Source organism: Rhodococcus tibetensis (assembly GCF_024438035.1).
In the GTDB taxonomy this organism is placed as follows: domain Bacteria; phylum Actinomycetota; class Actinomycetes; order Mycobacteriales; family Mycobacteriaceae; genus Rhodococcus_F; species Rhodococcus_F tibetensis.
On record NZ_JANFQF010000003.1, the window covers coordinates 121920 to 147307 of the forward strand.

Genomic DNA, 25388 nt, shown 5'->3' on the forward strand with positions numbered 1-25388 from the left:
CGACCGCGGCAGGCAACCGTATCAGCGGTCGGGCCCGAAAGTGTGCGCCGTTCAAGCGCGTCTTGGTGGGAATCCGGTGACCGATCTTGGATTCGTCAACTAGACAGCGTGTTCCGGTCGGCATTCTCGCCAGGAAGCCCAGGGGTCCATGGATGGATGCAGGCATGACGGATCCTCTTCGAATTCGCACAGGTCAATGGAGGGTGGGTCGATAGATGAGCTCTTGGATGTGACCGTCGAGCGTCCGGTTCTCGACCAGCTCCAGGTCGAAGTCGGCCCCACCCTGAAAGATCGGGTCCAGCCCGGTCTGAGCGGTGATGACAGGGAAGAGCGTCACCTGCACGCGGTCGACTAGGCCGGCGGCCATCAGCGCCCGGTTCAACGACAGGCTGCCGTGCGAGCGCAACGGCACCTCGGACTCCTCCTTGAGCCGGGCGACGATGTCGACGGCGTCACCGCTCACGACGGTCGCGTTCGGCCAGTCGAGGGGTCCTTCCAGCGTCGACGACACCACCGTTGCCGGCAGGCTTCTCATCCGAGTGACCCATGGGTCACGCACTTCTGACTCCTCGGTGCTCGAGGCCAGCATATGCGCGAATACCCGATACGTGTTGGCCCCGAGGACCATTCGCTGCTCCGCGCCGTACAAGGCAAGGCGGTGGTCGAGCAACTCGGGGCCTTGCTTACCCCAGTAGCCGGTCCAGTTGGCGCTTGCGGCGCCGTAGCCGTCGAGGCTGGAAAAAACGTCGAAGGTGTAGGTCGCGGTCATGTCGTTCTCCTCGAGTGCAGTTTTGGTCGGTATGGGTACTGACTGGGAACCACACCGAGACTCATCGCGACCGATGCGCTCACTGACTTGACTGCCATCCTCACCACCCCTTACAACGACGCCTTCGTGTCCTGAGGCCGATCGCGACGCCCACGTCACGTCGCGAGCACCTGGGCGGAGTGCAAGACATCCATCGCGTCGCCACAATGGTCGCTGCCGGTCAGCCCCTTGATCGTGGCCATTGTGAGAACGTTCGCGGTGATCGATCAGTGATCGCACGGGCGCGGGTCTATGCCCCTTTGAGGATGAGCGACAGGTATTGACTGAAACCAGCGCGACGCGCGAAGCGGACGGGACGTCGCCGATACTCGGTAAATCCGAACTTGCGGTAGAGACCGAGCGCGGGCGCGTTGGTGTCCTTGATGTCGCGCAGGATGAACTCGTCGTAGCCGGGAAGCCCGACGATGTACTGCATCAGTGCGTTACCCAATCCCCGCCTCTGGTGGGCGGGGGCGGTCGTGACGAAGCCGATCTCGGCCAGACCGTCGCGTGCCTGGTCGGGCACGCCGAGGAACTGCGAGCGCACCACCAGGTAGCTGATGGTCCCGCGCAGGAGCCCGAGATGGCGACGGAACTCCGGCAACCGCGGTGCGAAGCACTCCTGATCGCCGGAGGTGACCGACGCGATGGCCGCAGGCTCACCCTCGGCCAGGGCCACGACAAAACGTTCCATGAGGAGCATGTGCTCGAACGCGGTGGTCAGCTGCGCCGGGTCGGAGGAGAAGAAAGTGAAATCCTCGGCGAAGCCACGGACCAGCACCTCGGTGATCTGCCTGCGGTAGCCCTCGCCCAGCTCGTTACCACGTTTGACCTCGATCATGCCGTCCGTCCTTCCGTGAGCAGTCTGAGCACGACATCGATGTCCGGAGTCGTGAAATCGGCGCCGAAACGAAGCCGGAGCGAGGTGAGTCCGCCGAGCATCGCGAAGTAGCAGGTCGTGAGCTGAGCCGGCTCACCGCAACCGAACTCGTCGACTTCCTGGCCTCGACGAATCAGCGTCTCGAAGGCGCGCCACATCGAGCGGTGGGCGTCGAGAACTCGGACGGATTCTGCGGCCGGAACACCGGCGGTTACAGCCTGATTGATGACGACCAAGAATTCTGCGGCACCATCGTCGGCGGTGAGATCGGACAGATAGTGAGCGGTGAAACCGCGGATCACCTCGATCGGACGCCCTGGACCCGACAATTCCTCGGTGAGGGCGATGAGGCCGGTCAGCGCCTGGTCCAGCAGCTCGCCGTACACCGCGTCTTTGGTCGGATAGTGACGGTAGATCGTGCCGATGCTGACGCCGGCTTCGAGCGCGATGTCGCGGATGGCCGATGCGGCGTACCCGTGACGGGCAAAGACGCGCACGGCCGCGGTCTGAACCGCGCTCCGTGTTGCCGCGGTCAGGGCCGCGTTTTGCTCGGCGGTGCGTGCCACGCTTTTCCCATCGATGTAGTGAACATCTGTTCATTCTATCAAGATAATTCGAGCGGCCGGGCACCGCCACGAATCACGCCGCTGACTCCGGTCAGACCCCGGGCGCTCGGACCAGCTAGCAGGCTGTGCAGATGGTCGGAATCGGTTGGGCGCATGCCTGCCCCTGCGAACCGCCCCTCATCGACGGAGCCTCGCGTTGAGCCGCGCTGCTTGGCGCGTCAGGTGGTCGCGTTCTGGAAGGTTCGGTGCTGATCGGGCGGCTTCGGTGTAGAGCCGTGCCGCAATCACTGGGTCACCGTCACGTTCGTGCAAATACGCCGCGGCGGCGGCGTGGCGGGGCAGAGCGGGGTCGATCCCTTCCAGGGCGGCGAGACCGGCTCGCGGGCCGTCGGCCTCGCCGACTGCGACGGCCCGGTTGAGGCGGGCCACCGGGCTATCGGTCAGTCGCAGCAGTTCGTCGTACCACTCGACGATCTGCACCCAGTCGGTCTCCTCGGCCGTGCGGGCGTCGGCGTGAAGCGCGGCGATGGCGGCCTGGGCCTGGAACTCCCCCAGTCGGTCGCGGATGAGGGTCGCCTGGAGCACGTCGACGCCCTCGGCGATCAGGCAGGTGTCCCACAGGCTGCGGTCCTGCTCGGCGAGAGGAACGAGGCTGCCGTCCGAGCGGTTCCGCGCCGGGCGCCGGGCGTGGTGGAGCAGCATGAGCGCGAGCAGGCCCGCCACCTCCTCATGGTTGGTCACGGCCGCCAGCTGGCGGGTGAGCCGGATCGCCTCGGCGGCGAGATCGATACTGCCGCCATATCCCTCGTTGAAGACGAGATAGAGCACGCGCAGGACGGTGGCTACGTCACCGAGTTGGTCGAACCGGACGCCCGAGACGGTCCGCTTGGCCCGGCTGATGCGTTGGGCCATGGTTGTCTCGGGCACCAGATAGGCCTGCGCGATCTGCCTCGTGGTCAGACCACCGACCGCGCGCAGCGTCTACTTACGCGAGGCCACGGCGACCAACCAGCCCTTGGTGTCCCGCGGCAGACCATCCGGCCACACGCGCACCGCTTCGACCAGGGCGTCCTGCACCGCGTCCTCGGCCGCCGCGAAGTCGGCTCCGCGGCGGACGAGGACCCCTATCACAGCGGGGGTGAGGGTTTGCAGCAGGGTCTCATCCACCTGTGCGTCACTCCGTGATGATCGGGGGCGAGGTCAGGAACGGGCGCACCTCGAGCCACTCGTGGATCGGCTTCCCACCCGCACCTGGAGCCGCGGACAACTCGCCGGTCAGCTCGAGCGCCCGCTCAGAACTCTCGACGTCGATCACCATCCAGCCGGCGATCACGTCCTTGGTCTCCGCGAAAGGACCGTCGGTCACCGGCGGTCGCCCCTCGCCGTCGGAACGGACGAACGTCCCCTCCGGGGACAGCGCTTGACTGTCGACGAACTCACCTGTGCCTTCGAGCCGGGCCGCGAAATCACTCATGTACTGCACGTGGGCCGAGATCTCCTCCGGCGTCCACTGGTCCATCGGCACGTCGTTAACCGATGCCGGCGCGCCGCGGTAATGCTTGAGCAGCAGGTACTTGGCCATCATGTCCTCTTCGTTGCTCTCGAGGACACTTCCGCATGTGAACGCAACATCAGGACACCCATAGTGGGTACTGCGGACAGTGGCGCACTCGGTTCGATCACCCGGCGGAGTCGTCGGAACCGTCGAAAGCGTCGAGGATCTGTGCAGCGGCCAACGCCGCCGTCAGGGAACCGTCGCGGACCTGCTGTTCGACCTGCCCGCGAATGTCCTTCACCCGCGGGTTGGATGCGAGTCGGCGCAGCAGCTGATCGTGGACCATGGTCCAGGTCCAGTCGACCTGCTGTCGGCGCCGGTTTTCCTCGAATCGTCCTGCGCGGGTGAGCACCTCACGGTGATGCTGGACGGTGTCCCAGAACTCCTCGAGCCCGATACCTTCGAGACCACTCATCGTGATGACGGGTGGCTTCCAGATGGCGTCGTGGTGGTAGATCAATCGCAGTGCGCCCGCCAGTTCCCGCGCAGCACCCTTCGCCTCGCGTTCGTGCTTGCCGTCGGCCTTGTTGACCGCGACGAGGTCGGCGAGCTCGAGGACGCCCTTCTTGATGCCCTGCAACTGGTCACCGGTCCGGGCGAGGGTGAGGAAACAGAAGCAGTCGACCATGTTCGCGACCGTCACCTCCGACTGCCCGACCCCGACCGTTTCGACGAGGATGACATCGAAGCCGGCCGCCTCGAGCAGCACGATGGTCTCGCGGGTCGCCTTCGCGACACCGCCGAGGGTGCCCGAGGTCGGGGACGGCCGGATATAGGCGTCCTTCTCCACGGTCAGCCGCGCCATGCGGGTCTTGTCGCCGAGGATCGACCCACCGGTACGCGTCGACGACGGATCCACGGCGAGGACCGCCACCCGATGACCCTTGCCGATCAGGTACATCCCCAGCGCGTCGATGAACGTCGACTTGCCGACGCCGGGCACACCGGTGATGCCGACCCGGTGCGCGTTGCCCGACTCCGGGAGCAGTTCGAGGAGCAGGCGCTGCGCCGCCTCCCGGTGGTCGGTGCGCGTCGACTCGACCAGGGTGATGGCCTTCGCCAGGCCGGCGCGCTGGTTGGCGCGCACGGCCTGGGCGAGGGCATCGATATCGACTGGAGGGCGCCCCATGCTATTCCGGGGTACCCGTCAGGTCGTGGCCGAGCTGGGCGGCGAGCTTCTCGAGCAGACCGGTGGCCGCCTCGGCGATCACCGTGCCGGGCGGGAAGATCGCGGCCGCGCCCGCCTGATAGAGCTCGTCGAAGTCGCCGGGCGGGATGACACCACCGACCACGATCATGATGTCGGGACGCCCCACCGCCGCCAGCGCATCCCGCAGTGCAGGCACCAAAGTGAGGTGACCTGCAGCCAACGAAGACACACCGACCACGTGGACGTCGTTGTCGGCCGCCTGGTTCGCGACCTCCTCCGGGGTCTGGAACAGTGGTCCGACGTCCACGTCGAAGCCGATGTCGGCGAAGGCGGTGGCGATTACTTTTTGGCCGCGGTCGTGACCGTCCTGACCCATCTTCGCGATGAGGACACGCGGGCGGCGCCCCTCTTCCTCGGCGAACTTCTCGACGAGTTCCGTTGCGTTGCTGATGTTGTCCACCTTCCCGGCCTCGTCCCGGTACACCCCGCTGATGGTGCGGATCTCGGCCTGGTGACGCCCGTACACCGCCTCGAGGGCGTCGGAGATCTCGCCGACGGTGGCGTGCGCACGGGCGGCGTCGATGGCGAGTGCGAGCAGGTTGTTCGCCATGCCACCCTCGGAGGAGGCGGCGGCGCGGGTGAGCTCGGCGAGGGCCGCCTGCACCGCGACCGGGTCGCGTTCCTCTCGCAGGCGGGCGAGCTTCTCGAGCTGTTCCTTGCGCACCCTCGAGTTCTCGACCTTGAGGACCTCGATCTTCTGGTCTTCTTCGGCCCGGTACTTGTTGACACCGATCACCGGCTGACGACCGGAGTCGATGCGCGCCTGCGTACGGGCCGCAGCCTCTTCGATCCGCAGCTTCGGGATTCCCTCACTGATGGCCTGGGCCATGCCCCCGGCCTCTTCGACCTCGGCGATGTGCGCCCGCGCGCGGTTCGCCAGCTCGTGGGTGAGCCACTCGACGTAATGGGAGCCACCCCACGGGTCGATCGGGCGGACCGTCCCCGATTCCTGCTGCAGCAGCAACTGGGTGTTGCGGGCGATGCGGGCGGAGAAGTCTGTCGGCAGTGCCAGCGCCTCGTCGAGTGCGTTGGTATGCAGCGACTGGGTGTGCCCCTGCGTGGCAGCCATCGCCTCCACACAGGTGCGCGCCACATTGTTGTAGACGTCCTGAGCGGTGAGCGACCAGCCCGACGTCTGTGAATGTGTGCGCAGCGACAGCGATTTCGCCGACTTCGGCTCGAATTGGGCAACCAGTTCACTCCACAGGAGACGACCGGCCCGCAGTTTGGCGACCTCCATGAAGAAGTTCATGCCGATCGCCCAGAAGAACGACAACCGCGGCGCGAACTTGTCGATCTCCATACCGGCGTCCAGACCGGCGCGGATGTACTCGACACCGTCGGCGAGCGTGTACGCCAGCTCCAGATCGGCTGTGGCACCAGCCTCCTGGATGTGGTATCCGGAAATGGAGATGGAGTTGAACCGGGGCATCTTCGTACTGGTGTACGCGAAGATGTCCGAGATGATCCGCATCGACGGCTTCGGCGGATAGATGTAGGTGTTGCGGACCATGAACTCCTTCAGAATGTCGTTCTGAATGGTTCCGGCCAATTGTTCCGGCGCGACACCCTGCTCCTCGGCCGCCACCACGTACAGCGCGAGGATCGGCAGAACGGCACCGTTCATGGTCATCGACACACTGACACTGTCGAGTGGGATGTGGTCGAACAGTTGCCGCATGTCGAGGATCGAGTCGATGGCCACACCCGCCATCCCCACATCACCGGCGACGCGCGGGTGATCGGAGTCGTAGCCGCGGTGGGTGGCCAGGTCGAACGCCACCGACAGACCCTTCTGCCCCGCCGCGAGGTTGCGGCGGTAGAAGGCGTTGGACTCGGCGGCCGTCGAGAATCCCGCGTACTGGCGGATCGTCCACGGCTGATTGACGTACATGGTGGGGTACGGCCCACGCACGAACGGGGCAGCACCGGGAAAGCTGCCCACCGGATAGCCCTCGGCCTCGGCAGCATCACGGTCGGCCTTGGTGTAGACCGGCTTGACGTCTATCCCCTCAGGCGTGGACCACACCACCTGTTCCGGGGTGTAGTGGTTGGCCGCCGCGGCAGCGGCGATCAGTTCGTCCGTCTGTTCCGCGGTCGGCGCGGCCGGGTGCGGAAACTGAGGATCTTCCAGCGGCACATCGGCGAAGCTGCCGATCGTGTGCTTGACCTCGCGAGTAGTCACTTCTTGCTCCCTGTGTCGCCCGCGGTGTTCCCCGCGCTCTCGATGATGTCGAGCAGATCGGACAGGACCGAGACTGCATCGATGCGTGCTGTGACGAATCCGTCGGGGCGGGCAGCCCCGTCCACGTCGGCAACGACCTTCTCCGGGCCCGCCAGGAGAACCGTGCCCACACCCGCAGCACGCAGTTCCTCCACGGCGGCCGCGGCCTCGGTGGTGTACCGCTTGTCGGTACCGCAGATCACGGCGATACCGGCCCCCGACTGTGCCGCGGCGGCCGCGATGCTGCCGTCACCGACCGTGAGGGGTCCGGGGTTGACGGCGGCGATGCCGCCCGACGCCAGCAGGTTCGCGCTGAACGTGGTGCGCACGTTGTGCTCGGCTACCGGGCCGAGCGGAGCCAGGAACGCGGTGGGTCGGACCCCGTGGACCGCCAGATATGTGTCGGAGCGGTCGCGGAGCCTTTCGAAGGCGGCGGCGTACCGCGCCACCCGTCCGGAATCCGTGGCATCCGGCGGCAGTGGTGCCTCCTCCAGGTTGGGGTACTCGTTGACCCCGGTGACCGCGGTCTTGCGGTGCGCGATGTCCGATTCTCGTTGCGCCCGTGTCGCGTTGATGCGTTCGGAGATCTGTCCGGCGCCGAGGCCTGCGAGATAGCCGCCGGCCGCCTCGATGTGCTGGAAGAACTCCCACGCCTTCTCGGCGATCCGCTGAGTGAGATCCTCGACGTACCAGGATCCGGCGGCGGGGTCGAGCACACGGCCGAGGTGCGATTCCTCGAGCAGCAACAATTGGGTGTTGCGGGCGATCCGGTCGGCGAAGGTCTGAGAGACCCCCAGTGCCCCTGCGGGCAGCGCCGCATCGAACGGCAGCACCGTCACCGCATCTGCACCGCCCACCCCGGCGCCGAACGCGGCGAGGGTTGTGCGGAGCATGTTCACCCACGGATCACGCTGCGACATCATCGCGGCGGACGTGACCGCGTGCTGCGGAGCACCGCCGAAGTCGGAGGCACCGCACACCTGGGCGATACGGGCCCACAGCAACCGGGCGGCACGGAACTTTGCGATGGTCTGGAACTGGTCGTCGGTCGCAGCGAACCGGAAGTCGATCTGGCCGAACGCCTTCCCGATCGGCAGTCCGCTCGCGGTGAGCGCCCGCAGGTACTCGAGTCCGGCCGCGACGGACGCACCGAGCTCCTCGGAGTCGGAGGCGCCTGCGTCGTGGAAGACGGTGCCGTCCACGGTGATCGCGCGCACGCTCTCAGGTCGCGCCGACGCCTCGGTGGCGAGTGCAACCGCGGCACCGAGATCGGTATCAGTCACACCGGAGAACGCACTCGTCAGCGGCGCCGCACCGAGGTGGACGCGCACCGTGGCGCGATCGGTGACGCCGTCCCCGGCGGCGGCACGCGCGTCGAGCAGTTCGAACAATGCTCGCGCCGCCGCTGCCACCTCGGCACCGGCATCGAGGGTGAGCGGGGCGAGGTCGAGCAGCACTCCGTCGAGCGCCGTTTCCAGCGACCGAACCGGCAGCGCGTTCTCACCGACGGTGAGCCAGACTGCGCTGACCCCGTTCTCCAAAGCGTCGAGGATGGACCGGTTGACGTCCGCAGAGTCGGCACCCGCGCCGAAACGGGCGCTGACGAGCCAGCCGGAGTTGACGTCCCGAGTGGCGTCGACGCCCCGAATGTAGGGGAACCTTCCCGGAAGCGGCTGCTCGGGACGCTCGTCCCGGGGGCTGTACAGCGGCGCGACGGTGACACCGTCGTATGTGGTGGTCTCGAGGAGCTTCTCGGGTTCCGGACCGAGGTCTGCCGCGTCGACTCGCCGCGATTTCGCGAGGACTCCCGCTACGGAGCGCTGCCAGTCGGTGTAAGCCCGCGCAGCTTCCTCGGTTTCTGAAGCTAATGACACGGTGTCCGCTTCCTCTCCCTGCATGGCCCTGATGAGCGATCGATCAATATGTTGGTTGAGTGTGATGCTAGCCGCACACTCGCCTCTCCCATCGTGAGGATCACCACACGATGAATAACCTCAGGTCATGAGGATGACGCCGGGGCTATTCGTCGCCGAGGGCGTCATCACTCAGCGGTTCTGCAGGCTCGCCGCGCCCATCGCAGGAGGCAGATTCCCGGTGTGATTCCTCCATCGTAGGAGGATGACGCTGTATCTGAACGCGATTGTCACCGAACAGCGCTGCCTCACGGTTTCGTCGTACTACCCTGTGCGGTGCGGCCGGGTAGCCTGGTGCCCTGTGAAGAGACGCCTGGGGGACCGCAGGGTGATCGGCGTCGCCGTATTGGCAATTGCACTGGTGGTCGTCGCGACGCTGGCGCCCCATCCGTCCGTTCTGCAGATCCGGGAATGGGCGCGGTCGATCGGCCCGGCCTTTCCGCTGGTCTTCTTCTCCGTGCATGCGCTGGTGACGGTGTTCCCGTTTCCGCGCACAGTGTTCACTTTGAGTGCCGGGTTGTTGTTCGGGCCCTGGTTGGGCATCGCGATCACGGTGGCGGCCGCGACGGTCAGCGCGGTGCTGGCTCTCTACCTCGTACGCGCCATCGGCCGGGACGTCGTGTGGCAGCGCATCTCGAGTCCGACGATCCGCCGGGTGGACGAACGGATTGCCCGACGGGGGTGGCTCGCCGTCGGCTCACTCCGGCTGATCGCATTTGTTCCGTTCTCGGTGGTCAACTATTGCTGCGGCGTCTCCTCCATTCGGCTTCTCCCCTACGTTCTCGCCACGGTTGTGGGCGTCCTCCCCGGAACAGTGGGCATCGTGGTCCTCGGAGACGCCCTCAGCGGGGAGACGAATCCCGCCCTTCTCCTGCTCTCCGGCGTCTGCATCGTCGTCGGCATTGCCGGATTGATCGTCGATTCCCGGCGTCCTCTCGATCGATTGGACGCGGAAGATTCGCCGGCGGAGTTACCGGTCGAGAGCAAGTCAATTCCCCAACCTTGAAATCCAGATGTCAAGCTATGAGTCTTGACATTCGTATTTCTAGTTTCTAGCCTTGACGGATGTTCGTCCTCACCGTCGACCAGCGCGGAAGTCGCCGCGACATCGACCGTGTCGGTGACCTGATCGCCGAGCTCGGCGATCATCGCCTCGTCCGCCCGTTTCAGCGCACGGCCGGCGATGAGATACAGGCCGTGGCGGCAGATCCCGGGACCGTCGTCGCTCTCGCCCTCGACCTCGTCGCCCGCGAACACTGGAGCATCGGCATCGGAATCGGAGCCGTGGAAGAACCGCTTCCCGCCGAAACCCGCGCCGGTCGAGGACCCGCATTCGAACTCGCCCGCGGCGCCGTCGAACGCGCCAAGGGTGCCCCGGGCCGGGTCGCGGTGGAAGGACCCGACACCGACTCCGCCGCCGACGCCGACACCGCCCTCACTCTCGTCGCCGTACTTCTCGCCCGCCGCACCGACGAAGGCCGCGAAGCTGTCGAGCAGATGCGGCGCGGACTCACCCAAACCGAGGCGGCCAGAACCCTGGGAATCAGCAAGCAGGCCGTCTCGCAACGCCTCGCCACCGCGGGGTGGCAGGTAGAGACGGCAGGTCGCCGACTGGCCGAACGACTCCTGACAAAGGCGGATTCATGACGACAGTCGCGCTCGTCGCCCTCGGCGTCGCCGCCCTGGCGCCGTTGGCCCTCGCAGCGCCACGCAGCCCTCATTGGGTGTCCCAGTGGGCAACCCCGTCGGTCGTGCTCGCCGCCCTCGCCACGGCCGCGATCGCAGGCTCGACAACCACCCCCGTGACAGGCTTCGCGCTGGGCGCGACACTCGTGTTGTGTGCTGCAGCGGCCACCACCGGCGGGGCACCGCTCGTGCTCGCCGCGTTTCGCATCGCCCGGCGCCAATCCGATGCGGGTACCGACCCCCGGCCCGACGCAGGCCCGCTACGGGGTGGCCGGGTGATCGGACTCCTCGAGCGCGCCGCAGTCGCCGCCGCGATCCTCGCCGGATGGCCGGAAGGAATCGCCGTGGTTCTGGCGGTCAAGAGCTTGGCCCGCTACCCCGAACTCCGTGAGCCGCACGCCTCCGAACAGTTCATCATCGGTACCTTCACCAGCGTGCTGTGGGCAATCGCGGTGTGCGGCGTCGGACGTGCACTGATCACCTAGCCGTCGCGCACTACACCGAATGCCTTGTGACAGAGAAGCAATCACTCGCCGGAACCATCCACGTCCCGGCGGAAGAGCCATCCCACGGTGACGTAATGCTGACCGGAGGTGGGGGTGATCCCACCCCTGGGGTTGATGGAGTCCCGCGAAGATGCGGACGAGAGTAGAAATCGTCCAGTTCGAGGGAGAAACATCAGTGCATTCCGCAACGCCAGCGCACTCCGATTTCGTGTCACACGTTCGGGCCCAGGTCGCCGCCTACGGCGACGAGCGGTCCTACACCTACCATCGCGAGGCCGGCCGTCAACTCGTGGAAGAAGTTCTCACCTACCGCCGGTTGGACCGGGATGCGCGGGCGATCGCGGCATGGTTGTCGACGCGGACCGAGGCCGCCCGCCCCGTCATGCTGCTGTACGTCGACGGCATCGACTTCCTTCGGGCATTCCTCGGCTGCCTGTACGCCGGCGTCGTCGCCGTACCGGCCCCCGTGCCGCACGACGCCCGCAGCATGCAGCGGGTGGCCACGATGTTCGATGACGCCGACGTCGGCCTCGTGCTCACTACTTCCGCGATCGACGAACTGCTGACCACGTGGATCAGCGACTCCGGCCTCGCCGACACGGTAGCCGTCGCGTCGACCGACGCCGCTGAACTCGGCGACCCCGACGAGTGGCAGATGCCTGAACTGGGAGCCGATACCCTCGCCTTCCTCCAATACACCTCGGGGTCCACGAGCGAGCCCAAGGGCGTGATGGTGACCCACGGGAACCTGCTGCACAACGCAGCGGCCATGGTCGAGGCCAACGGAGCCGACGACACCGTCACCGGAGTGGGCTGGCTTCCGCACTTCCACGACATGGGGCTGATCGGAATGCTGCTGCTCCCGCTCTACTTCGGCGGCAGCCTTGCCTTCATGTCGCCGATGACTTTCCTCAAGCGTCCGGTGCGCTGGTTGCAGCTGATCGATCGCTACCGCGCCGAGATGACCCTCGGCCCGAACTTCGCGTACGACCTCCTCGCGCGGCGGATCCCCGACGACCAGTTGACCGGGCTGGACCTCTCCTCGGTGCGGGTCGCGCTCAACGGAGCAGAACCGATCCGCCCCCGTACCCTCGAGGCCGTCATCGACCGCCTCCGGCCCTACGGATTCCGGGCCGACGCATTTCTCCCGGCTTACGGAATGGCCGAGGTGACTCTCCTCGCCACTGCCGGAGCCGTGGGCAGCCCGCCGGTGTACCTCGACGTCGACACGACCGCACTCGAGCGCAACGAGCTCACTCCGATGGCCGGCGGTGCTCGACTGGTAAGTAGCGGCCGCGCGTTCGGCGTGGATATTCGCGTCGTCGATCCGGACACCACAGAAGAGCTGCCCGAGGGACGGGTCGGTGAACTGTGGATCCGCGGTGGCAGCGTCGCCGCAGGCTATTGGAATCGCCCCCAGGAAACCGCGGAGAAGTTTTGCGCCACCACCCTGGATGGAGTCGGGCCGTACCTGCGCACCGGTGACCTCGGTGCCTCCGTAGGCGGCGAAATCTTCGTCACCGGCCGGCTCAAGGACCTGCTGATCGTCAACGGACGCAACCTGTACCCCCAGGACATCGAGGAAGCGGTACGCGAACTACATCCGGCCCTCACCGGATCGGCCGGAGTGGTGTTCTCGATGGATACCGGACATCACGAGCGCCTCCTGGTGATCCACGAGGTCAAGACCGGGTTGCTCGATCAGGGCGACGAGGAGACCGACGCCGTGACGATCGCGGACCTCGCCCGGAAGATCAAACTCTGCGTCGCCCGGACTTTCGACGTACCGGCGCCGAGCGTCGTCCTGGTCGACCGGCACGGGGTGCACCGCACCACCAGCGGAAAGGTCCAGCGTCGATCGATGCGCGCGTCGTTCCTGCAGGACCGGGTGGATGCGGTGCTGCACGAAGAGATCGATCCGGCGGTCCAGGAACTCCGCACTCAATCCCCCGCACCGGCACACGCCTGAACTTCGCCCACACCCTCGTCGACAAGGAAATGTCCCCATGCATGCTCTCGTGAACCCCGCCCGCGACCTCACCCCGGCTATCGACTGGCTCACCCGCAGGGTGGCATTCTATACAGAGCAGCCGGTGCACAATGTCGACCCCGACATTCCGCTCGCCGAGCTGGGAATCGAATCGGTGTCTGCGGTGAGCCTGTGCGGCGAGATCGAAGACCGGTGGGAGCTCGAACTGGACCCCACTGTGGTATTCGACTACCCCACCATTGCCGAGATGGCGGGCTTCATCGCCACCGAAGTCGAGGACCGGTATCAGAGGGCCGCATGACCGACATCGCCATCGTCGGCCTCGACTGCCGATTTCCGCAGGCACCGGACGCCGACACGCTGTGGAGACTACTGATGGCCGGCGGCGACGGAATCGTCGACGTCCCCGAAGGCCGATGGCGAGCGAACGACTTCTACGACGAAGCGGGTGGACCGGGCTCGATCAACAACCGTAGCGGCGGATTCCTCAGCGACGCAGACGCTTTCGATCACCAATTCTTCGGCATCGCACCCCGCGAGGCCGAGGCGATGGACCCGCAGCAACGCCTGCTGCTGCAGACGGCATGGCGCGCACTCGAGGACGCCACCCTGGATCCGAGGAGGCAAGCCGGTTCGAACACCGGCGTCTACATCGGCGTGATGGCCAACGAGTGGAATCTGCAGATGAGCGACGTTTCGCGAATCACGCCCCAACTCGGGAGCGGCAACGGCTACTTCATGACCGCCAACCGGATCTCGTATCAACTGGGCCTCGAGGGCCCGAGTATTGCGGTCGACACCGCGTGCTCGTCGTCCCTGGTCGCCGTCCACCTGGCCTGCGCGGCGCTACGGGCCGGGGAGTGCGACCAAGCGCTCGCCGGCGGAGTCAATATCGCCCTCACCCCCACCTTGAACGTCTTCTACACCCAGGCCGGGCTGTCGGCGCCGGACGGACGATGCAAGCCGTTCAGCGGCAAGGCGAACGGGATCGGCCGCGGTGAAGGTGCCGCCGTACTCGTGCTGCGCCGCCTCGAAGACGCACGGGCCCAGGGGTTACCGATCTACGCGGTGATCAAGGCGAGTGCGGTCAACAACGACGGCCGCAGCAACGGAATCACCGCACCCAATCGCTGGGCCCAGCAGCAGGTCATCGGCGAGACCTATCGACGTGCCGGTGTGACGCCGGACCGGGTCGCGTTCGTCGAAGCGCACGGCACCGGAACAGTGCTCGGTGACATGATCGAGATCAAGGCCCTCGGTCACATCCACGCCGTTCCCCGTCCACAGCCGTGCTCAATCGGTTCCCTCAAGGGCAACCTCGGTCATACGGAAGGGGCAGCGGGGGTGGCAGGGGTGATCAAAGCTGCTCTGGCCCTGCACCACCGGGTGGTACCTCCTACTCGCTTTGCGGCGGACGAAAACCCGCGACTTCGGCTGTCCGACAACGGTCTTCGACTGACTCGGGAGCCACTGAGCCTGCCCGACGGCGATGTGTACGGCGCGGTCAGCAGCTTCGGACTCGGCGGCACCAACGCCCACATGCTGCTGGCCGCCGCACCCCCCGACGATGCCATCCCGGTGGGCGGCGGCGGCGTACTCACCCTGGCGTCGAACAACAGCGAAGGACTGCGGCGCAACGCCGCCGTCCTCGCCGACGATCTCGCCGCACGCCCCGATGTCGAACTGGCCCAGGTGTGCTGGACCTCCAACCAGGTGAAATCCTCTGGACGCCACCATCTGGCGCTGCCCGTGCAGGACCGCGACGAGGCCGTGGCCGCACTGCGGAACGTCGCGACCGACCCCAGCCGACTCGAGTACTCGTCCGGGATCGCTCGGGCGGTCAGCACCGGCTGGCTCTTCACGGGTCAGGGTGCGCAGTACCCGGGAATGTCACGGCAACTGCACGAGCAGTCCGCCGCCTACCGACTCGCGTTAGCCGAGGTGGACGAACAGATGACACCCTACTTGGGCCGATCTGTTCGGGAGTTGCTACTCGACGCCGGAGACGAGATCCATCGGACCGAGTTCGCGCAGCCAGCCCTCTTCGCCGTGGAGTACGCGCTGGCACGAGTGCTGACCGAGATCGGCGTCGAACCGGCGTGGCTGGTCGGCCACAGCGTCGGCGAGTACGCGGCCGCCGCGCTGGCAGGGGTGTTCGATCTGGACGACGCGTGCCGCCTCGTCACCGCCCGGGGGCGACTCATGCAACAGGTGCCCGAAGGAGGCGCGATGCTTGCCGTGCGCGCCGCTCGCGACGACGTCGCCGATCTGCTCGCCGGTGAACCCGCCGCCGCGCTGGCCGCGGTGAACGGGCCCCGAGACCTGGTGCTGTCCGGACCTGCGGGCGCAATCGAGACGATCCGCACAAAACTGGCGGCAGCGGGATTCACGGTCCGGCCCCTCGCCGTGTCCCACGCCTTCCATTCGCCGCTGATGCAGCCGATGTCGGACACCTTCGCCGAGGTCGCGGCCGGCTGCACCTATCGACCGCCGAACATCCCGATCTTCTCCACCCTGCACGGGCGGCTACTCGAGGTCGGCGAACCGATGGACGCCACCTATTGGACCGACCACATCGGTGCGACCGTGCAGTTCGCGGACGCGACAGCCGGCGCGGTGGCATCCGACCCGACGCATCTCATCGAGGTGGGGCCCGCACGAATCCTGGTGCCACTGCTCACCCGCGCTCATCCCGACCTCGCGGCGCGGTACCTCGTTCCGTGTCCAGGTCCGGCCGCCACCGGTCACGAGCTCGACGCCACCGTCGCAGCCCTGTATCGCGACGGTCTCGACCCGAACTGGGATGCCCTGTACGAACCGGGCGCGCGTGTGCGTCGACGGCTGCCCGGCTACTCGTTCGCGAGCACTGCCCGCTTCTGGACGTCGGTTCCCACCGCGGTCGGGGCGACCGAAGCCACCGAGGCGGGCGACGCTCAGCCACCCACCATGCCGCACATAGACACGTCGGAAGCCGAGGACTCCACCATGGAGCAATTGATTGCACTGTTTCGGGAGCAGGCCGCCGTCCTCGCCGCCGTCGCCCATACCGGCGCCGATACCTCCGTCGCCGATACCTCGGGGCCCGCATCGACGACACGCCCCGCCGACGCCGGCATTCCCGGACGCGTGGCCGAGGAGATCACCGCCGGAGTCCGCGCCGAGGCAGCGCGGGTCAGCGGATTTCCGGTCGCATCGTTGCGGACCACCCACACCATCGTCGACGACCTCGGATTCGACTCGATCATGCTCGCCGACCTCTTCGGTGGACTGAAGCGAACCTTTCCGGAACTCGTCGTCGACTCGGAATGGTTCTCGCCGTCCACAACCCTCGGCGACCTCATCGACCACGTGAGCACCCAACTGCGACCCGGAACGCCGCCGGCCGCCACGCGAGCCCTCGAACCCGCGCCTACATCGGGGGAACCCACAGCCGCTTCCCGCACGGTCCGGCCCGAATACCGCATCGCCGACTTCCCCGAGGTCAAGGCACTTTCCGAGCGACTGAAAATGGGTGAGGGGCTCGGCGTCACGAACCCCTACTTCCTGATCAACGACGGGGTCACCCGCGATACCTCGATCATCGGCGGAGACGAAGTCCTCAACTTCTCCAGTTACAACTACATCGGCATGTCCGGCCATCCCGTCGTCGTCGCGGCAGTACAGGACGCCGTCGCCCGCTACGGCAGCTCGTGCTCGGCCAGCCGCCTACTGTCCGGCGAGAAACCGGTTCACCGTGAGCTCGAAACCGAGCTCTCCGCACTGTTGGGCACCGAGGACGCCATCGTTCTCGTCAGCGGGCACGCCACCAACGTGACCGTGATCGGGCATCTCGTCGGAGAAGGCGACCTCGTCATTCACGACAGCCTGGCACACGACAGCATTCTGCAGGGCTGCACACTGTCCGGCGCCACGCGCCGGCCCTTCCCGCACAACGACCACGTCGCGCTCGATGCCCTCCTCACTACGATCCGATCGCAGTACCGGCGGGTCCTCATCCTCATCGAGGGCGTCTACAGCCAGGACGGCGACATCCCCGACCTGCCCGCCATGATCGCGGTGAAGAAGAAGCATCAGGCTTTGATGATGATCGACGAGGCGCACAGTATCGGGGTGCTCGGCGCCACCGGTGGCGGTATCGGCGAGTACTTCGACGTCGACCGCACTGATGTCGAATTGTGGTCGGGCACCATGTCGAAGGCCCTGGCCGGCTGCGGCGGATACGTGGCCGGGAGTTCCGCGCTGATCGAATTCCTCAAGTACACGACCCCGGGTTTCGTCTACAGCGTCGGTATGACACCCATGAACGCCGCGGCGTCACTGGCCGCCATTCGCCAACTGCGCGCCGAACCCGAGGTGCTGCAAATTCTGCGGCACAACTCGCAGCTGTTCCTCTCGCTGGCCACCGAAGCCGGCATCGATACCGGCGATACGCGCGACACGCCCGTCATCCCCTGCATCGTCGGTGACTCGCTGAAGACGCTGATGTTGTCGAACCGGCTGCTGGAGCGGGGCATCAACGTGAATCCCATCCTCTATCCCGCGGTACCCGAAGATCTGGCGCGGCTGAGATTCTTCGTCACGTCGTGCCACTCCGAGGACCAGATCCGCTACACGGTGAAGACCCTGGTCGAAGAACTCGCCGCGCTCCGCGGCGGCGACTAGTGCCATGCTCAGCCCCTATCTCGACCGACCGGGGGCCGACGCGGCACTGCGCCTGTTCTGCTTCCATCACGCCGGTGGAGGGTCGTCGATGTACCGCCCCTGGCATCGTGCCCTGCATCCCTACGTGTCGGTGTGGCCTGTGCAGCTGCCCGGCCGGGAACGCCGCGCCGCGGAGACCCGATTCGTCGACGTCGAGGCACTCGTCACCGAAATGGAATCCGAACTCGAGGACGTCTTGACGGTTCCGCATCTCTTCTTCGGACACAGCCTGGGCGCGCTCGTCGCCTACAGGCTGGCGTGCCGGCGCCGAGCCGAAAAGCGTCCTCTGCCCCTCGCTCTGCTGGTGTCCGGATATTCGGCGCCGCACCTTCCTGCACCGTTCCCTCCGGTCGACGGCCTGGAGGACACGACACTGGTCCAATTCCTGAGCGATGTGGGAGGTGTACCGACCGAGCTCCTGGCCTGGCCCGAGTGGATGCGGCACTGGCTGCCGCTGGTGCGGGACGATCTGCACCTCTGCTGCAGCTACGACGATCCCGATGATCCGCCGCTCGCATGCCCGATGCATCTCTTCGGGGCGGACGCCGATCCTCTTGTCAGCGAAACCGACCTGCGCGCCTGGAATCGACACACTACGCAGCCGTGCGGGGTGCACATTCTGCCGGGCGACCACTTCTACCTCACGCACGCACCCGAACAGCTGTTCCGCGTGCTGCGGCCGTTGCTGCGCCGCTACGCCACGGCGACCGGCCGTGACGGAGCGGTAGCGACATGCTGAGGCGCCTCGCCACGATCGTGGTGTCCTTCCCGCGTCGAGTCCTCGCAATCGCGGTGACCCTTCTCGTGCTGTCCGGAATTCTCGGGGCGGGGGTTCTCGGGGCCGGGGTGTCCGACCACCTGAAGGTGGGTGGTTTCGACGATCCCGGCTCGGAGTCGTCACAGGCCGAGCAGTTCCTCGAAACGGAGTTCGGCAACTCGACCCCGAATCTGGTGCTTCAGGTGACGGCGCGCAGCGGCGACGTGGACACCCCGGATGTGTTCGCGGCCGCCCAACAGGTACGACAGTCGATCTCGTCCGAGCCGGACATCACCGAAGTGGACTCCTACTGGGTTGCGCATTCGCCGGATCTTCGCAGCAACGACGGACGTTCGGCGTTGCTCCTGCTGCACGTCGGGGGTACCCCGGAGCAGGCGGCGCGGCACACCCACACGCTCGTCGAGGCGCTGCCCACCGACCATCCCACGATCGAGGTGGTGGCCGGCGGCAAGCTGGGACTGACCGATGCCATCGAGAAGCACGTTGCAGAAGACCTGATACTGGCCGAATCGATCGCTCTCCCGGCGACCCTCGTCCTCCTCGTCGTGGCCTTCGGCAGTGTGGTGGCCGCACTCCTGCCGCTCAGTCTGGGCGTCATCTCGATCCTCGCGACGATGGTGGTGTTGTCGGGGCTCGCCCAGATCACCGATGTCTCGGTGTACGCGCTCACCGTGGCCACAGCATTCGGGCTCGGACTGGCGATCGACTTCGGGTTGCTTCTGGTCTCCCGGTTCCGTGAAGAACGAGCTGCAGGACGCGATCCGCAGGAGGCAGTCGTCGAAACGGTGGCCACTGCCGGGCGCACCATCGTGTTCAGCGCCGCGACGGTCATCGTCGCGATGACCGGAATGCTGGTGTTTCCCACCTACTTTCTCCGGTCCGTCGGCCTCGCCGCAATGGCGGTGGTCGCGATAGCCGCGCTGGGCGCCGTTGTAGTGTTGCCCGCGCTGCTTGCTGTGCTCGGAACCCGCGTAGACCGATTGACGGTGCTCCGGCGAAAGAACACGCCGGCATCCGACTCGCCGTTCTGGCGGCGAACCGCGGCGTCGGTCACTCGTAGGCCGGTGCGAACGGCGCTTCCGGTCGTGGCCGTACTGCTGGTGCTGGGGATCCCGTTCCTGCATGCCCAGTTTGCGACGCCGGACGAGCGTGCGCTGCCCAGCGGGTCGGCGGCCCGCCAGGTCACCACCGAGATCCGGGAGAACTATTCCGCCGGTGGTGCCGACGCCATGACGGTGGCAACCCCGCAGGACCGAGGGTCGCTCGAGCCGCTCGCCCGCGAGATCTCCGCCATGGCCGACGTCGCCCGGGTCGACGGCTCCTTCGGCCGGTACGAGCAGGGAACCCTGGTCACCGGCCCGGGACCTCAGGGCGCTCGCTTCGCGGCAGGAGAGGCAGGCTTCATACTCGTGCAGCCCTCGGTCCGTGTACAGTCGGCCGCCGCGCAGGACCTGGTTCACACGATCAGAGAGCTGCCCGCGGTGACTTCGCACAACATTGCGGTCGGCGGACCCACCGCCACGCTGATCGACAGTCGCACCGCCATCATGGACCGGCTGGCCCTGGCCATCGGTCTGATGGCGGTCGCGACCTTCATCCTGCTGTTCTTGTTCACCGGAAGCGTCATCCTGCCGCTGAAGGCGTTGGTGCTCAACGTACTTACGCTGTCGGCCGTGGTCGGTGCGATGGTGTGGGTCTTCCAGGACGGTCATTTGGCCTGGATCACCGGCGCGACGCCCGCCCCGTTGAACATCGGCATGGTCGTACTGTTGTGCTGCATCGCCTTCGCCCTGTCCGTCGACTATGAGATCTTCCTACTCAGCCGCATCAAGGAAGCCCACGACGCAGGCGCAAGTACGACCGAGGCAACCATCGAGGGACTCGGCCGCGTCGGTCGCATCGTCAGCAGCGCCGCGGCACTGCTCACCGTGACACTGTTGTCGTTCTCCACCGGCCTGTCGTTCATGCAGATGTTCGGGATCGGCACCGCACTCGCCATCATCATCGACGCCACCCTGATCCGCGGGGTTCTCGTTCCCGCGTTCATGCAGGTCGCGGGCGACCTGAACTGGTGGGCGCCGCGACCGCTGCGGTTGCTCCATGCCCGGATCGGATTGAGCGAAACCCAGAAGTACGGCTCGCCCGAAGTCACCGATCCTGCGGCGGCACCGGAGGCGGAAGCTGCCCCGGCACCGGGCTCGACCCCAGCGAATGTTCCTCGGCCCCACCAATCTTCGTGAGCGGACCGTCGACGGGCTGACGTGCCTCCACCTCGGCTGCGCGCACCGCCTGCGCAATGGCCGGGTCGGACTTGGTTTCGAACCACTCGGCGACCTCGTCGGAGTCGTCCTCCGGCTTCGGTAGATCTTCGTCCGCTGTGGACGGTTCGTACCGGAACACACCGTCCTGGCCCTGAGCTCCGAGGGTCTTCGCGAATCCCTTGAGGGCATCGCCGAAATCGCTGGGCACCAACCACACCTTGTTCGCGTCGCCCTGCGCCATCTGCGGCAACGTCTGCAGATACTGGTACGCGAGCAGCTCGGGGGTCGGTTTCCCGGCCTTGATCGCGGCGAACACCTTCTCGATGGCCTTCGCCTGACCCTGCGCCTGCAGGTATTTGGCTGCCCGCTCACCCTGTGCGCGCAAGATCCGGGACTGCCGCTCACCCTCGGCGGTGAGGATCGACGCCTGCTTGGCGCCCTCCGCTGCGAGGATCCGGGACTGCTTGTCGCCCTCGGCGGTCTTGATCGCCGATTCCCGGTGTCCCTCGGCGGTGAGAATGGTGGCCCGCTTCTCGCGGTCCGCCTTCATCTGCTTTTCCATCGACTCCTGAATGGACGGTGGCGGATCGATGCTCTTGAGCTCGACTCGCGCGACCCGAAGTCCCCACCGGCCGGTGGCCTCGTCGAGCACACCCCGAAGCTGCCCGTTGATCGAGTCCCGCGACGTCAGCGTCTCTTCCAAGGTCATTCCGCCGACGACGTTGCGAAGTGTGGTGGTGGTCAACTGCTCGACACCGATGATGTAGTTGCTGATCTCGTACACCGCGGCCTGTGGGTTGGTGACCTGGAAGTACACCACCGTGTCGATGGACAGAGTCAGGTTGTCCTGGGTGATCACCGGCTGCGGCGGGAACGACACCACCCGCTCGCGCAGATCCACCTTGGCCCGGATGCGGTCGGCGAACGGGATGAGGAACGTCAGCTGTCCGGACACCGTCCTCGAGTACCGTCCGAGCCGCTCGATCACGGCGGCCTCTGCCTGCGGCACCAGCGCCACCGATTTGGCCACCACCAGGGCGACGAACAACACGAGCACGATCAACACGATGAGTGCTGCCATTTACGGTCCCCTCCACACGACGGCTGTTGCGCCGTCTATTTGCATCACCGTCACGGTCGTTCCCGGTGGGTACACCTCGGTGCTGTCGAGCGGCCGCGCAGTCCACACGTCACCGCCGAGCTTGATCTGTCCCGCGTGTTCGGCGACCTCCTCGAGAACGAGCGCCTGTTTCCCGGTGAGCGCCTCGATCCCCATCGGCGTCGAAGGCGGCGTCGCGAACTTACGCAACAGGACCGGCCGGACGCCGAGGATCAGAACGAGGGACAGAACACCGAACAGGACCGCATCGATCCACACGGGGAAGTCGGTGACTGCGGTGACACCGGCCGTGGCGAGGGCGCCGCCGGCCAGCATGAGGAGGAAGAAGTCCCCCGTCAATGCTTCCGCTGCGGCGAGCAGGACACCCGCTACCAGCCAAATCAATGCAGCCACAACACCATCTAACCAGAATCCGGCTGCGGGACGGTGACGAAGTCGACCAGCTGTTCGACCGCCCCGATCAGCGGGGCTTCCAGGTCGCGGAAACTGTTGACCGCCGAATAGACGCGGGGCCAGCCGTCGCGCGGTGTGCCCCAGCCCAGCTCGCGGCACACACCGGTCTTCCAGTCCTCGCCGCGCGGGATCGTCGGCCACGCGTCGATGCCGACCGCAGCGGGACGCACGGCCTCCCACACGTCGATGAAGGGATGCCCCGTCACCAGAACATTCGGGCCGAGTCCCTTCGTCAGCTGCGTTTCCTTCGACCCCGTCACCAGGTGGTCGACCAGAACACCGACACGCCGGCCGGGTCCGGGCCGGAACTCCCCCAGCCGTTCCGCGAGATTGTCGAGACCCTCCAGATGCTCGACGACGACACCCTCGACGCGAAGGTCGTGACCCCACACCCGTTCGACGAGTGCCGCGTCGTGAACACCCTCCACCCAGATCCGGCTGGCCAGCGCAGTCCGGGCGCGCAGCCCTTCGACCTTGGTCGATCCCGACGCCGACCTCGTGCGGACGGGCCCTGCCGACTTCGCCACTGGACGCACCAGTGTGACCGGTTTTCCATCGATCAGGAAGGCGGCCTCCCGCATCGCGAACAAGCGTGTGCGCCGCCCCCCGTCCTCGAGCCGGACGAAGTCACCGTCATAGGTTCGTTCGAACCCCACCACCGCCCCGCAGAAACCGGTACCCGCGTCCTCGACCACGAGATCGCGCTCCGCGGCCACCGTGGGAGTCACGGTCTTCCTGGTCCGCGGGTGCCCGGAAAAGATGTCGCCGTATCTGTCGCCTCCGCTCACGGGCGCTGACGCTATGCCAGCGGCGCCGTTACGCACAGTCCGCCACGCCGACATATGCTCGTTTATCGTGACTTCACCCAGCGCCACTCTCACCGTGTGGGCCAGTTCCTGGCTCGCCGGGAACAGTGCACCCGACGACGTCATCGACGCCCTCCATGCGTGGGCGCCGATGCATCTCGCGTGCGCGGAGGATCCGGTGACGGCCGGGCGCACCGGACTGCCCTGGCCCGAGCCGCAGGATGTGGGTGCCACGGCGTTGTTGCAGACGATCCGCCGCGCCGTCTCGGAGCCGGACACCGAGATCCGGCTCGTTCTCCCCGGCCCAGGCGACGTACGTGGTCTTCCTGCAGGAACTCACTTCGCGGCCGCGGCGATCGGCGCCGGCGAAGGCATCCTCATCGGTCCCCAGGGCCGTCCCGGAACAGGTCTGGTACCCCACGTGGAAGGTCCGGACGTGCTTCGCTGGACCGTCTCGTCGCTCGAACAGCTGCCCGCCGACTCCCACCACGCCGGTCTCGGTGAGGCCGAGTTCACGATGCGAGAAGCCGTGCGTGACGCCGCGGCAGCGCTCGAAACCCTGCACATGCTCGATTCGGGCTTCGGCGCCGACCCGCGTGCCCTCATCGCGGATGCGTTGGCCCAGTCGGCGCTGCACCGGTATCCGGGAACGATCCCGGCGCGGGCCCTGCGGATCCTCGACTCCGCGGATCAGGTGGCCGCCATCCTCACCGTCGCCGAGCAGATGGCGCCGGCCCGGACGGTCACCGCGTCGGCGGCAGCCTCCCTCGAGGATCTTCTCCGCCCGCTGCGTTCCGCGGTGCGTTCGGCCCGTACCGCCGCAATCAATGCGTGTGCGCGGGACGCCCGGCCGGCCTGATCACGGCCTTGCAGCAGTCCACCGCACAGGACTTGCCGTCGAAGGTAGAACCGAGGAGCGGTTCGGTACCCAGACGCCGGGCAGGTCGCGCTTCGAGGTGCTCGCCCACCAGCTCCAGCACGAGTTCCGCGAAACGCCGATCCGTACCCGGAGTGGCGGCGCGCACGAAGTCGATACCCAGTTCGGACGCCTTCTCGCGGGCCTCGGTGTCGAGGTCCCACACGACCTCGAGATGGTCCGACACGAATCCCACAGGACAGTTGACGACGGAACGCACTCCCTGGGCGGCCAATACCTCGAGGTGATCACAGATATCCGGCTCTAGCCACGGCACCTGAGGTGGCCCCGAACGGGACTGCCACACCACGTCGAAGTCGCCGAATCCGGCGGCGTGCGCGGTCAGCCGCGCCGCCTCGGCCACCTGTCTGCTGTACAGGTTTCCGCCCTCGCCGGGAGGGCCGGCGTTGACATCGGCCGCGACCGGCACCGAATGCGCCGTGAACACGAGGCGGGCGGAGTCGCGGGTCGCGGCCGGCAGCTGCGTGGCCGACTCGCGCACCGCGTCGGCGAACGCGTCGATCAGCAGAGGGTGGTCGTAGTACTGGCGCAGCTTCAGCAAATGAGGCGCCGCATCCCCCACCGTGGCGCGCGCCCGCGCGATGTCCTCCTGATACTGGCGGCACCCCGAATACCCACCCCAGGCCGACGTGGGAAATACCAATGCCGACCGGACGCCGTCGGCGCCCATTCGCGCCACGGCGTCCTCGACCATCGGATGCCAGTTGCGGTTCCCGAAATACACGGGGAGATCGATCCCGGCCTCGGACAGCCCGGCTTCGACCCGGGCGATGATGTCGCGATTGAGAGCGTTGATCGGCGACACACCCCCGAAGTGCAGGTAATGCTCGGCCACGGCGTCGAGCCGCTCGGGCGGCACTCCCCTTCCCCGGGTCACGTTCTCGAGGAAGGGGCGTACGTCGTCAGGCTTTTCGGGACCGCCGAACGACAGTACGAGAAGGGCATCGAACTCTGCTTCCCACTTCTGTCCCATTGCGCCCATCCTGTTCGCTGC

The 25388-nt window shown here is 66.7% G+C and carries 20 protein-coding genes and 1 pseudogene; 9 read left to right on the top strand and 12 right to left on the bottom strand.

What is annotated here, in order from left to right; genetic code table 11:
* Positions 1-193 precede the first annotated feature (193 nt).
* The 8 genes and pseudogenes from NOF53_RS04765 to mutA all read right to left on the bottom strand — a co-directional run bounded on the left by NOF53_RS04765 (position 194) and on the right by mutA (position 9117).
* Positions 194-769 carry a dihydrofolate reductase family protein gene (locus NOF53_RS04765; protein ID WP_255965989.1) on the bottom strand — a complete coding sequence of 192 codons (576 nt, stop codon included), beginning with the start codon at positions 767-769 and terminating at the stop codon, positions 194-196.
* A gap of 289 nt (positions 770-1058) precedes the next feature.
* Positions 1059-1649 (bottom strand): GNAT family N-acetyltransferase, encoded by a 591-nt coding sequence (locus NOF53_RS04770; RefSeq protein WP_255965990.1) that lies wholly within the window; start codon positions 1647-1649, stop codon positions 1059-1061.
* Positions 1646-2254 carry a TetR/AcrR family transcriptional regulator gene (locus tag NOF53_RS04775; RefSeq protein ID WP_255965992.1) on the bottom strand — a complete coding sequence of 203 codons (609 nt, stop codon included), beginning with the start codon at positions 2252-2254 and terminating at the stop codon, positions 1646-1648. Before NOF53_RS04775 ends, NOF53_RS04770 begins: the two co-directional genes overlap by 4 nt.
* Positions 2255-2431: 177 nt before the next feature.
* Positions 2432-3421: pseudogene (locus NOF53_RS04780) on the bottom strand (RNA polymerase sigma factor).
* Positions 3422-3428: 7 nt separating this feature from the next.
* Positions 3429-3836, bottom strand: a complete 408-nt coding sequence (locus NOF53_RS04785; protein ID WP_255966257.1) for a YciI family protein — start codon at positions 3834-3836, stop codon at positions 3429-3431.
* A 97-nt stretch (positions 3837-3933) separates the two neighbouring features.
* Positions 3934-4938 (bottom strand): methylmalonyl Co-A mutase-associated GTPase MeaB, encoded by a 1005-nt coding sequence (gene meaB / locus NOF53_RS04790; protein ID WP_255965993.1) that lies wholly within the window; start codon positions 4936-4938, stop codon positions 3934-3936.
* Between the two features lies 1 nt (position 4939).
* Entirely contained in the window at positions 4940-7204 is a 2265-nt protein-coding gene (scpA, locus tag NOF53_RS04795; protein ID WP_255965995.1) for a methylmalonyl-CoA mutase, read from the bottom strand.
* Positions 7201-9117: a methylmalonyl-CoA mutase small subunit gene (gene mutA / locus NOF53_RS04800; RefSeq protein WP_255965997.1), complete on the bottom strand. Its 1917-nt coding sequence runs from the start codon at positions 9115-9117 to the stop codon at positions 7201-7203. Before mutA ends, scpA begins: the two co-directional genes overlap by 4 nt.
* Positions 9118-9457: 340 nt before the next feature.
* Between mutA and NOF53_RS04805 the strand changes: the two genes are divergently transcribed.
* The 8 genes from NOF53_RS04805 (at position 9458) to NOF53_RS04840 (ending at position 21057) form a co-directional block, all read left to right on the top strand.
* A complete protein-coding gene (locus NOF53_RS04805) occupies positions 9458-10162 on the top strand; it encodes a TVP38/TMEM64 family protein (protein WP_255965998.1) in 705 nt (234 codons plus the stop codon).
* A gap of 59 nt (positions 10163-10221) precedes the next feature.
* Positions 10222-10803, top strand: a complete 582-nt coding sequence (locus NOF53_RS04810) for a hypothetical protein (protein ID WP_255966000.1) — start codon at positions 10222-10224, stop codon at positions 10801-10803.
* On the top strand, positions 10800-11327 hold the full coding sequence (locus tag NOF53_RS04815; RefSeq protein ID WP_255966002.1) for a hypothetical protein: 528 nt from the start codon (positions 10800-10802) through the stop codon (positions 11325-11327). The genes NOF53_RS04810 and NOF53_RS04815 overlap by 4 nt, the downstream gene beginning before the upstream one ends.
* Before the next feature lie 229 nt (positions 11328-11556).
* Positions 11557-13317 (top strand): fatty acyl-AMP ligase, encoded by a 1761-nt coding sequence (locus NOF53_RS04820; RefSeq protein WP_255966003.1) that lies wholly within the window; start codon positions 11557-11559, stop codon positions 13315-13317.
* Between the two features lie 37 nt (positions 13318-13354).
* Positions 13355-13639: an acyl carrier protein gene (locus NOF53_RS04825; protein ID WP_255966005.1), complete on the top strand. Its 285-nt coding sequence runs from the start codon at positions 13355-13357 to the stop codon at positions 13637-13639.
* Positions 13636-18000, top strand: a complete 4365-nt coding sequence (locus NOF53_RS04830; RefSeq protein WP_255966006.1) for a type I polyketide synthase — start codon at positions 13636-13638, stop codon at positions 17998-18000. Before NOF53_RS04825 ends, NOF53_RS04830 begins: the two co-directional genes overlap by 4 nt.
* Before the next feature lie 4 nt (positions 18001-18004).
* The gene (locus NOF53_RS04835) at positions 18005-18778 is read left to right on the top strand and encodes a thioesterase II family protein (protein ID WP_255966008.1); all 774 of its coding nucleotides are present in this window, start codon (positions 18005-18007) and stop codon (positions 18776-18778) included.
* On the top strand, positions 18772-21057 hold the full coding sequence (locus NOF53_RS04840; protein ID WP_255966009.1) for an MMPL family transporter: 2286 nt from the start codon (positions 18772-18774) through the stop codon (positions 21055-21057). Before NOF53_RS04835 ends, NOF53_RS04840 begins: the two co-directional genes overlap by 7 nt.
* On the opposite strand, the gene NOF53_RS04845 is transcribed toward NOF53_RS04840, so the two are convergent.
* Genes NOF53_RS04845 through NOF53_RS04855 form a run of 3 tightly spaced genes read right to left on the bottom strand, consistent with a single transcriptional unit; the run spans position 20966 to position 23439 of the window.
* On the bottom strand, positions 20966-22159 hold the full coding sequence (locus NOF53_RS04845; protein WP_255966011.1) for an SPFH domain-containing protein: 1194 nt from the start codon (positions 22157-22159) through the stop codon (positions 20966-20968). The genes NOF53_RS04840 and NOF53_RS04845 overlap by 92 nt on opposite strands.
* Positions 22160-22591, bottom strand: coding sequence for an NfeD family protein (locus NOF53_RS04850; protein ID WP_255966013.1), 432 nt, complete (start codon positions 22589-22591; stop codon positions 22160-22162). It lies immediately after the preceding gene.
* Between the two features lie 8 nt (positions 22592-22599).
* Complete coding sequence (locus NOF53_RS04855; RefSeq protein WP_255966015.1) at positions 22600-23439, bottom strand: DUF3097 domain-containing protein; 840 nt, start codon at positions 23437-23439, stop codon at positions 22600-22602.
* 67 nt (positions 23440-23506) lie between these two features.
* On the opposite strand from NOF53_RS04855, the gene NOF53_RS04860 reads away from it, so the two are divergent.
* Positions 23507-24316: an Rv1486c family protein gene (locus NOF53_RS04860; RefSeq protein ID WP_255966017.1), complete on the top strand. Its 810-nt coding sequence runs from the start codon at positions 23507-23509 to the stop codon at positions 24314-24316.
* Here the strand turns inward: NOF53_RS04860 and NOF53_RS04865 are convergent.
* Complete coding sequence (locus tag NOF53_RS04865; protein WP_255966019.1) at positions 24282-25367, bottom strand: ferrochelatase; 1086 nt, start codon at positions 25365-25367, stop codon at positions 24282-24284. The two genes, NOF53_RS04860 and NOF53_RS04865, sit on opposite strands and share 35 nt — an antisense overlap.
* Positions 25368-25388 lie beyond the last annotated feature (21 nt).

Excerpts from the sequence above, each read along its gene's own strand:
- NOF53_RS04840 (WP_255966009.1), top strand. The coding sequence starts at position 18,772 with ATGCTGAGGCGCCTCGCCACGATCGTGGTGTCCTTCCCGCGTCGAGTC.
- NOF53_RS04785 (WP_255966257.1), bottom strand. The coding sequence starts at position 3,836 with ATGGCCAAGTACCTGCTGCTCAAGCATTACCGCGGCGCGCCGGCATCG.
- NOF53_RS04845 (WP_255966011.1), bottom strand. The coding sequence starts at position 22,159 with ATGGCAGCACTCATCGTGTTGATCGTGCTCGTGTTGTTCGTCGCCCTG.
- NOF53_RS04810 (WP_255966000.1), top strand. The coding sequence starts at position 10,222 with ATGTTCGTCCTCACCGTCGACCAGCGCGGAAGTCGCCGCGACATCGAC.
- NOF53_RS04815 (WP_255966002.1), top strand. The coding sequence starts at position 10,800 with ATGACGACAGTCGCGCTCGTCGCCCTCGGCGTCGCCGCCCTGGCGCCG.
- NOF53_RS04835 (WP_255966008.1), top strand. The coding sequence starts at position 18,005 with ATGCTCAGCCCCTATCTCGACCGACCGGGGGCCGACGCGGCACTGCGC.
- NOF53_RS04825 (WP_255966005.1), top strand. The coding sequence starts at position 13,355 with ATGCATGCTCTCGTGAACCCCGCCCGCGACCTCACCCCGGCTATCGAC.
- meaB (WP_255965993.1), bottom strand. The coding sequence starts at position 4,938 with ATGGGGCGCCCTCCAGTCGATATCGATGCCCTCGCCCAGGCCGTGCGC.
- NOF53_RS04770 (WP_255965990.1), bottom strand. The coding sequence starts at position 1,649 with ATGATCGAGGTCAAACGTGGTAACGAGCTGGGCGAGGGCTACCGCAGG.
- NOF53_RS04865 (WP_255966019.1), bottom strand. The coding sequence starts at position 25,367 with ATGGGACAGAAGTGGGAAGCAGAGTTCGATGCCCTTCTCGTACTGTCG.
- NOF53_RS04830 (WP_255966006.1), top strand. The coding sequence starts at position 13,636 with ATGACCGACATCGCCATCGTCGGCCTCGACTGCCGATTTCCGCAGGCA.
- NOF53_RS04765 (WP_255965989.1), bottom strand. The coding sequence starts at position 769 with ATGACCGCGACCTACACCTTCGACGTTTTTTCCAGCCTCGACGGCTAC.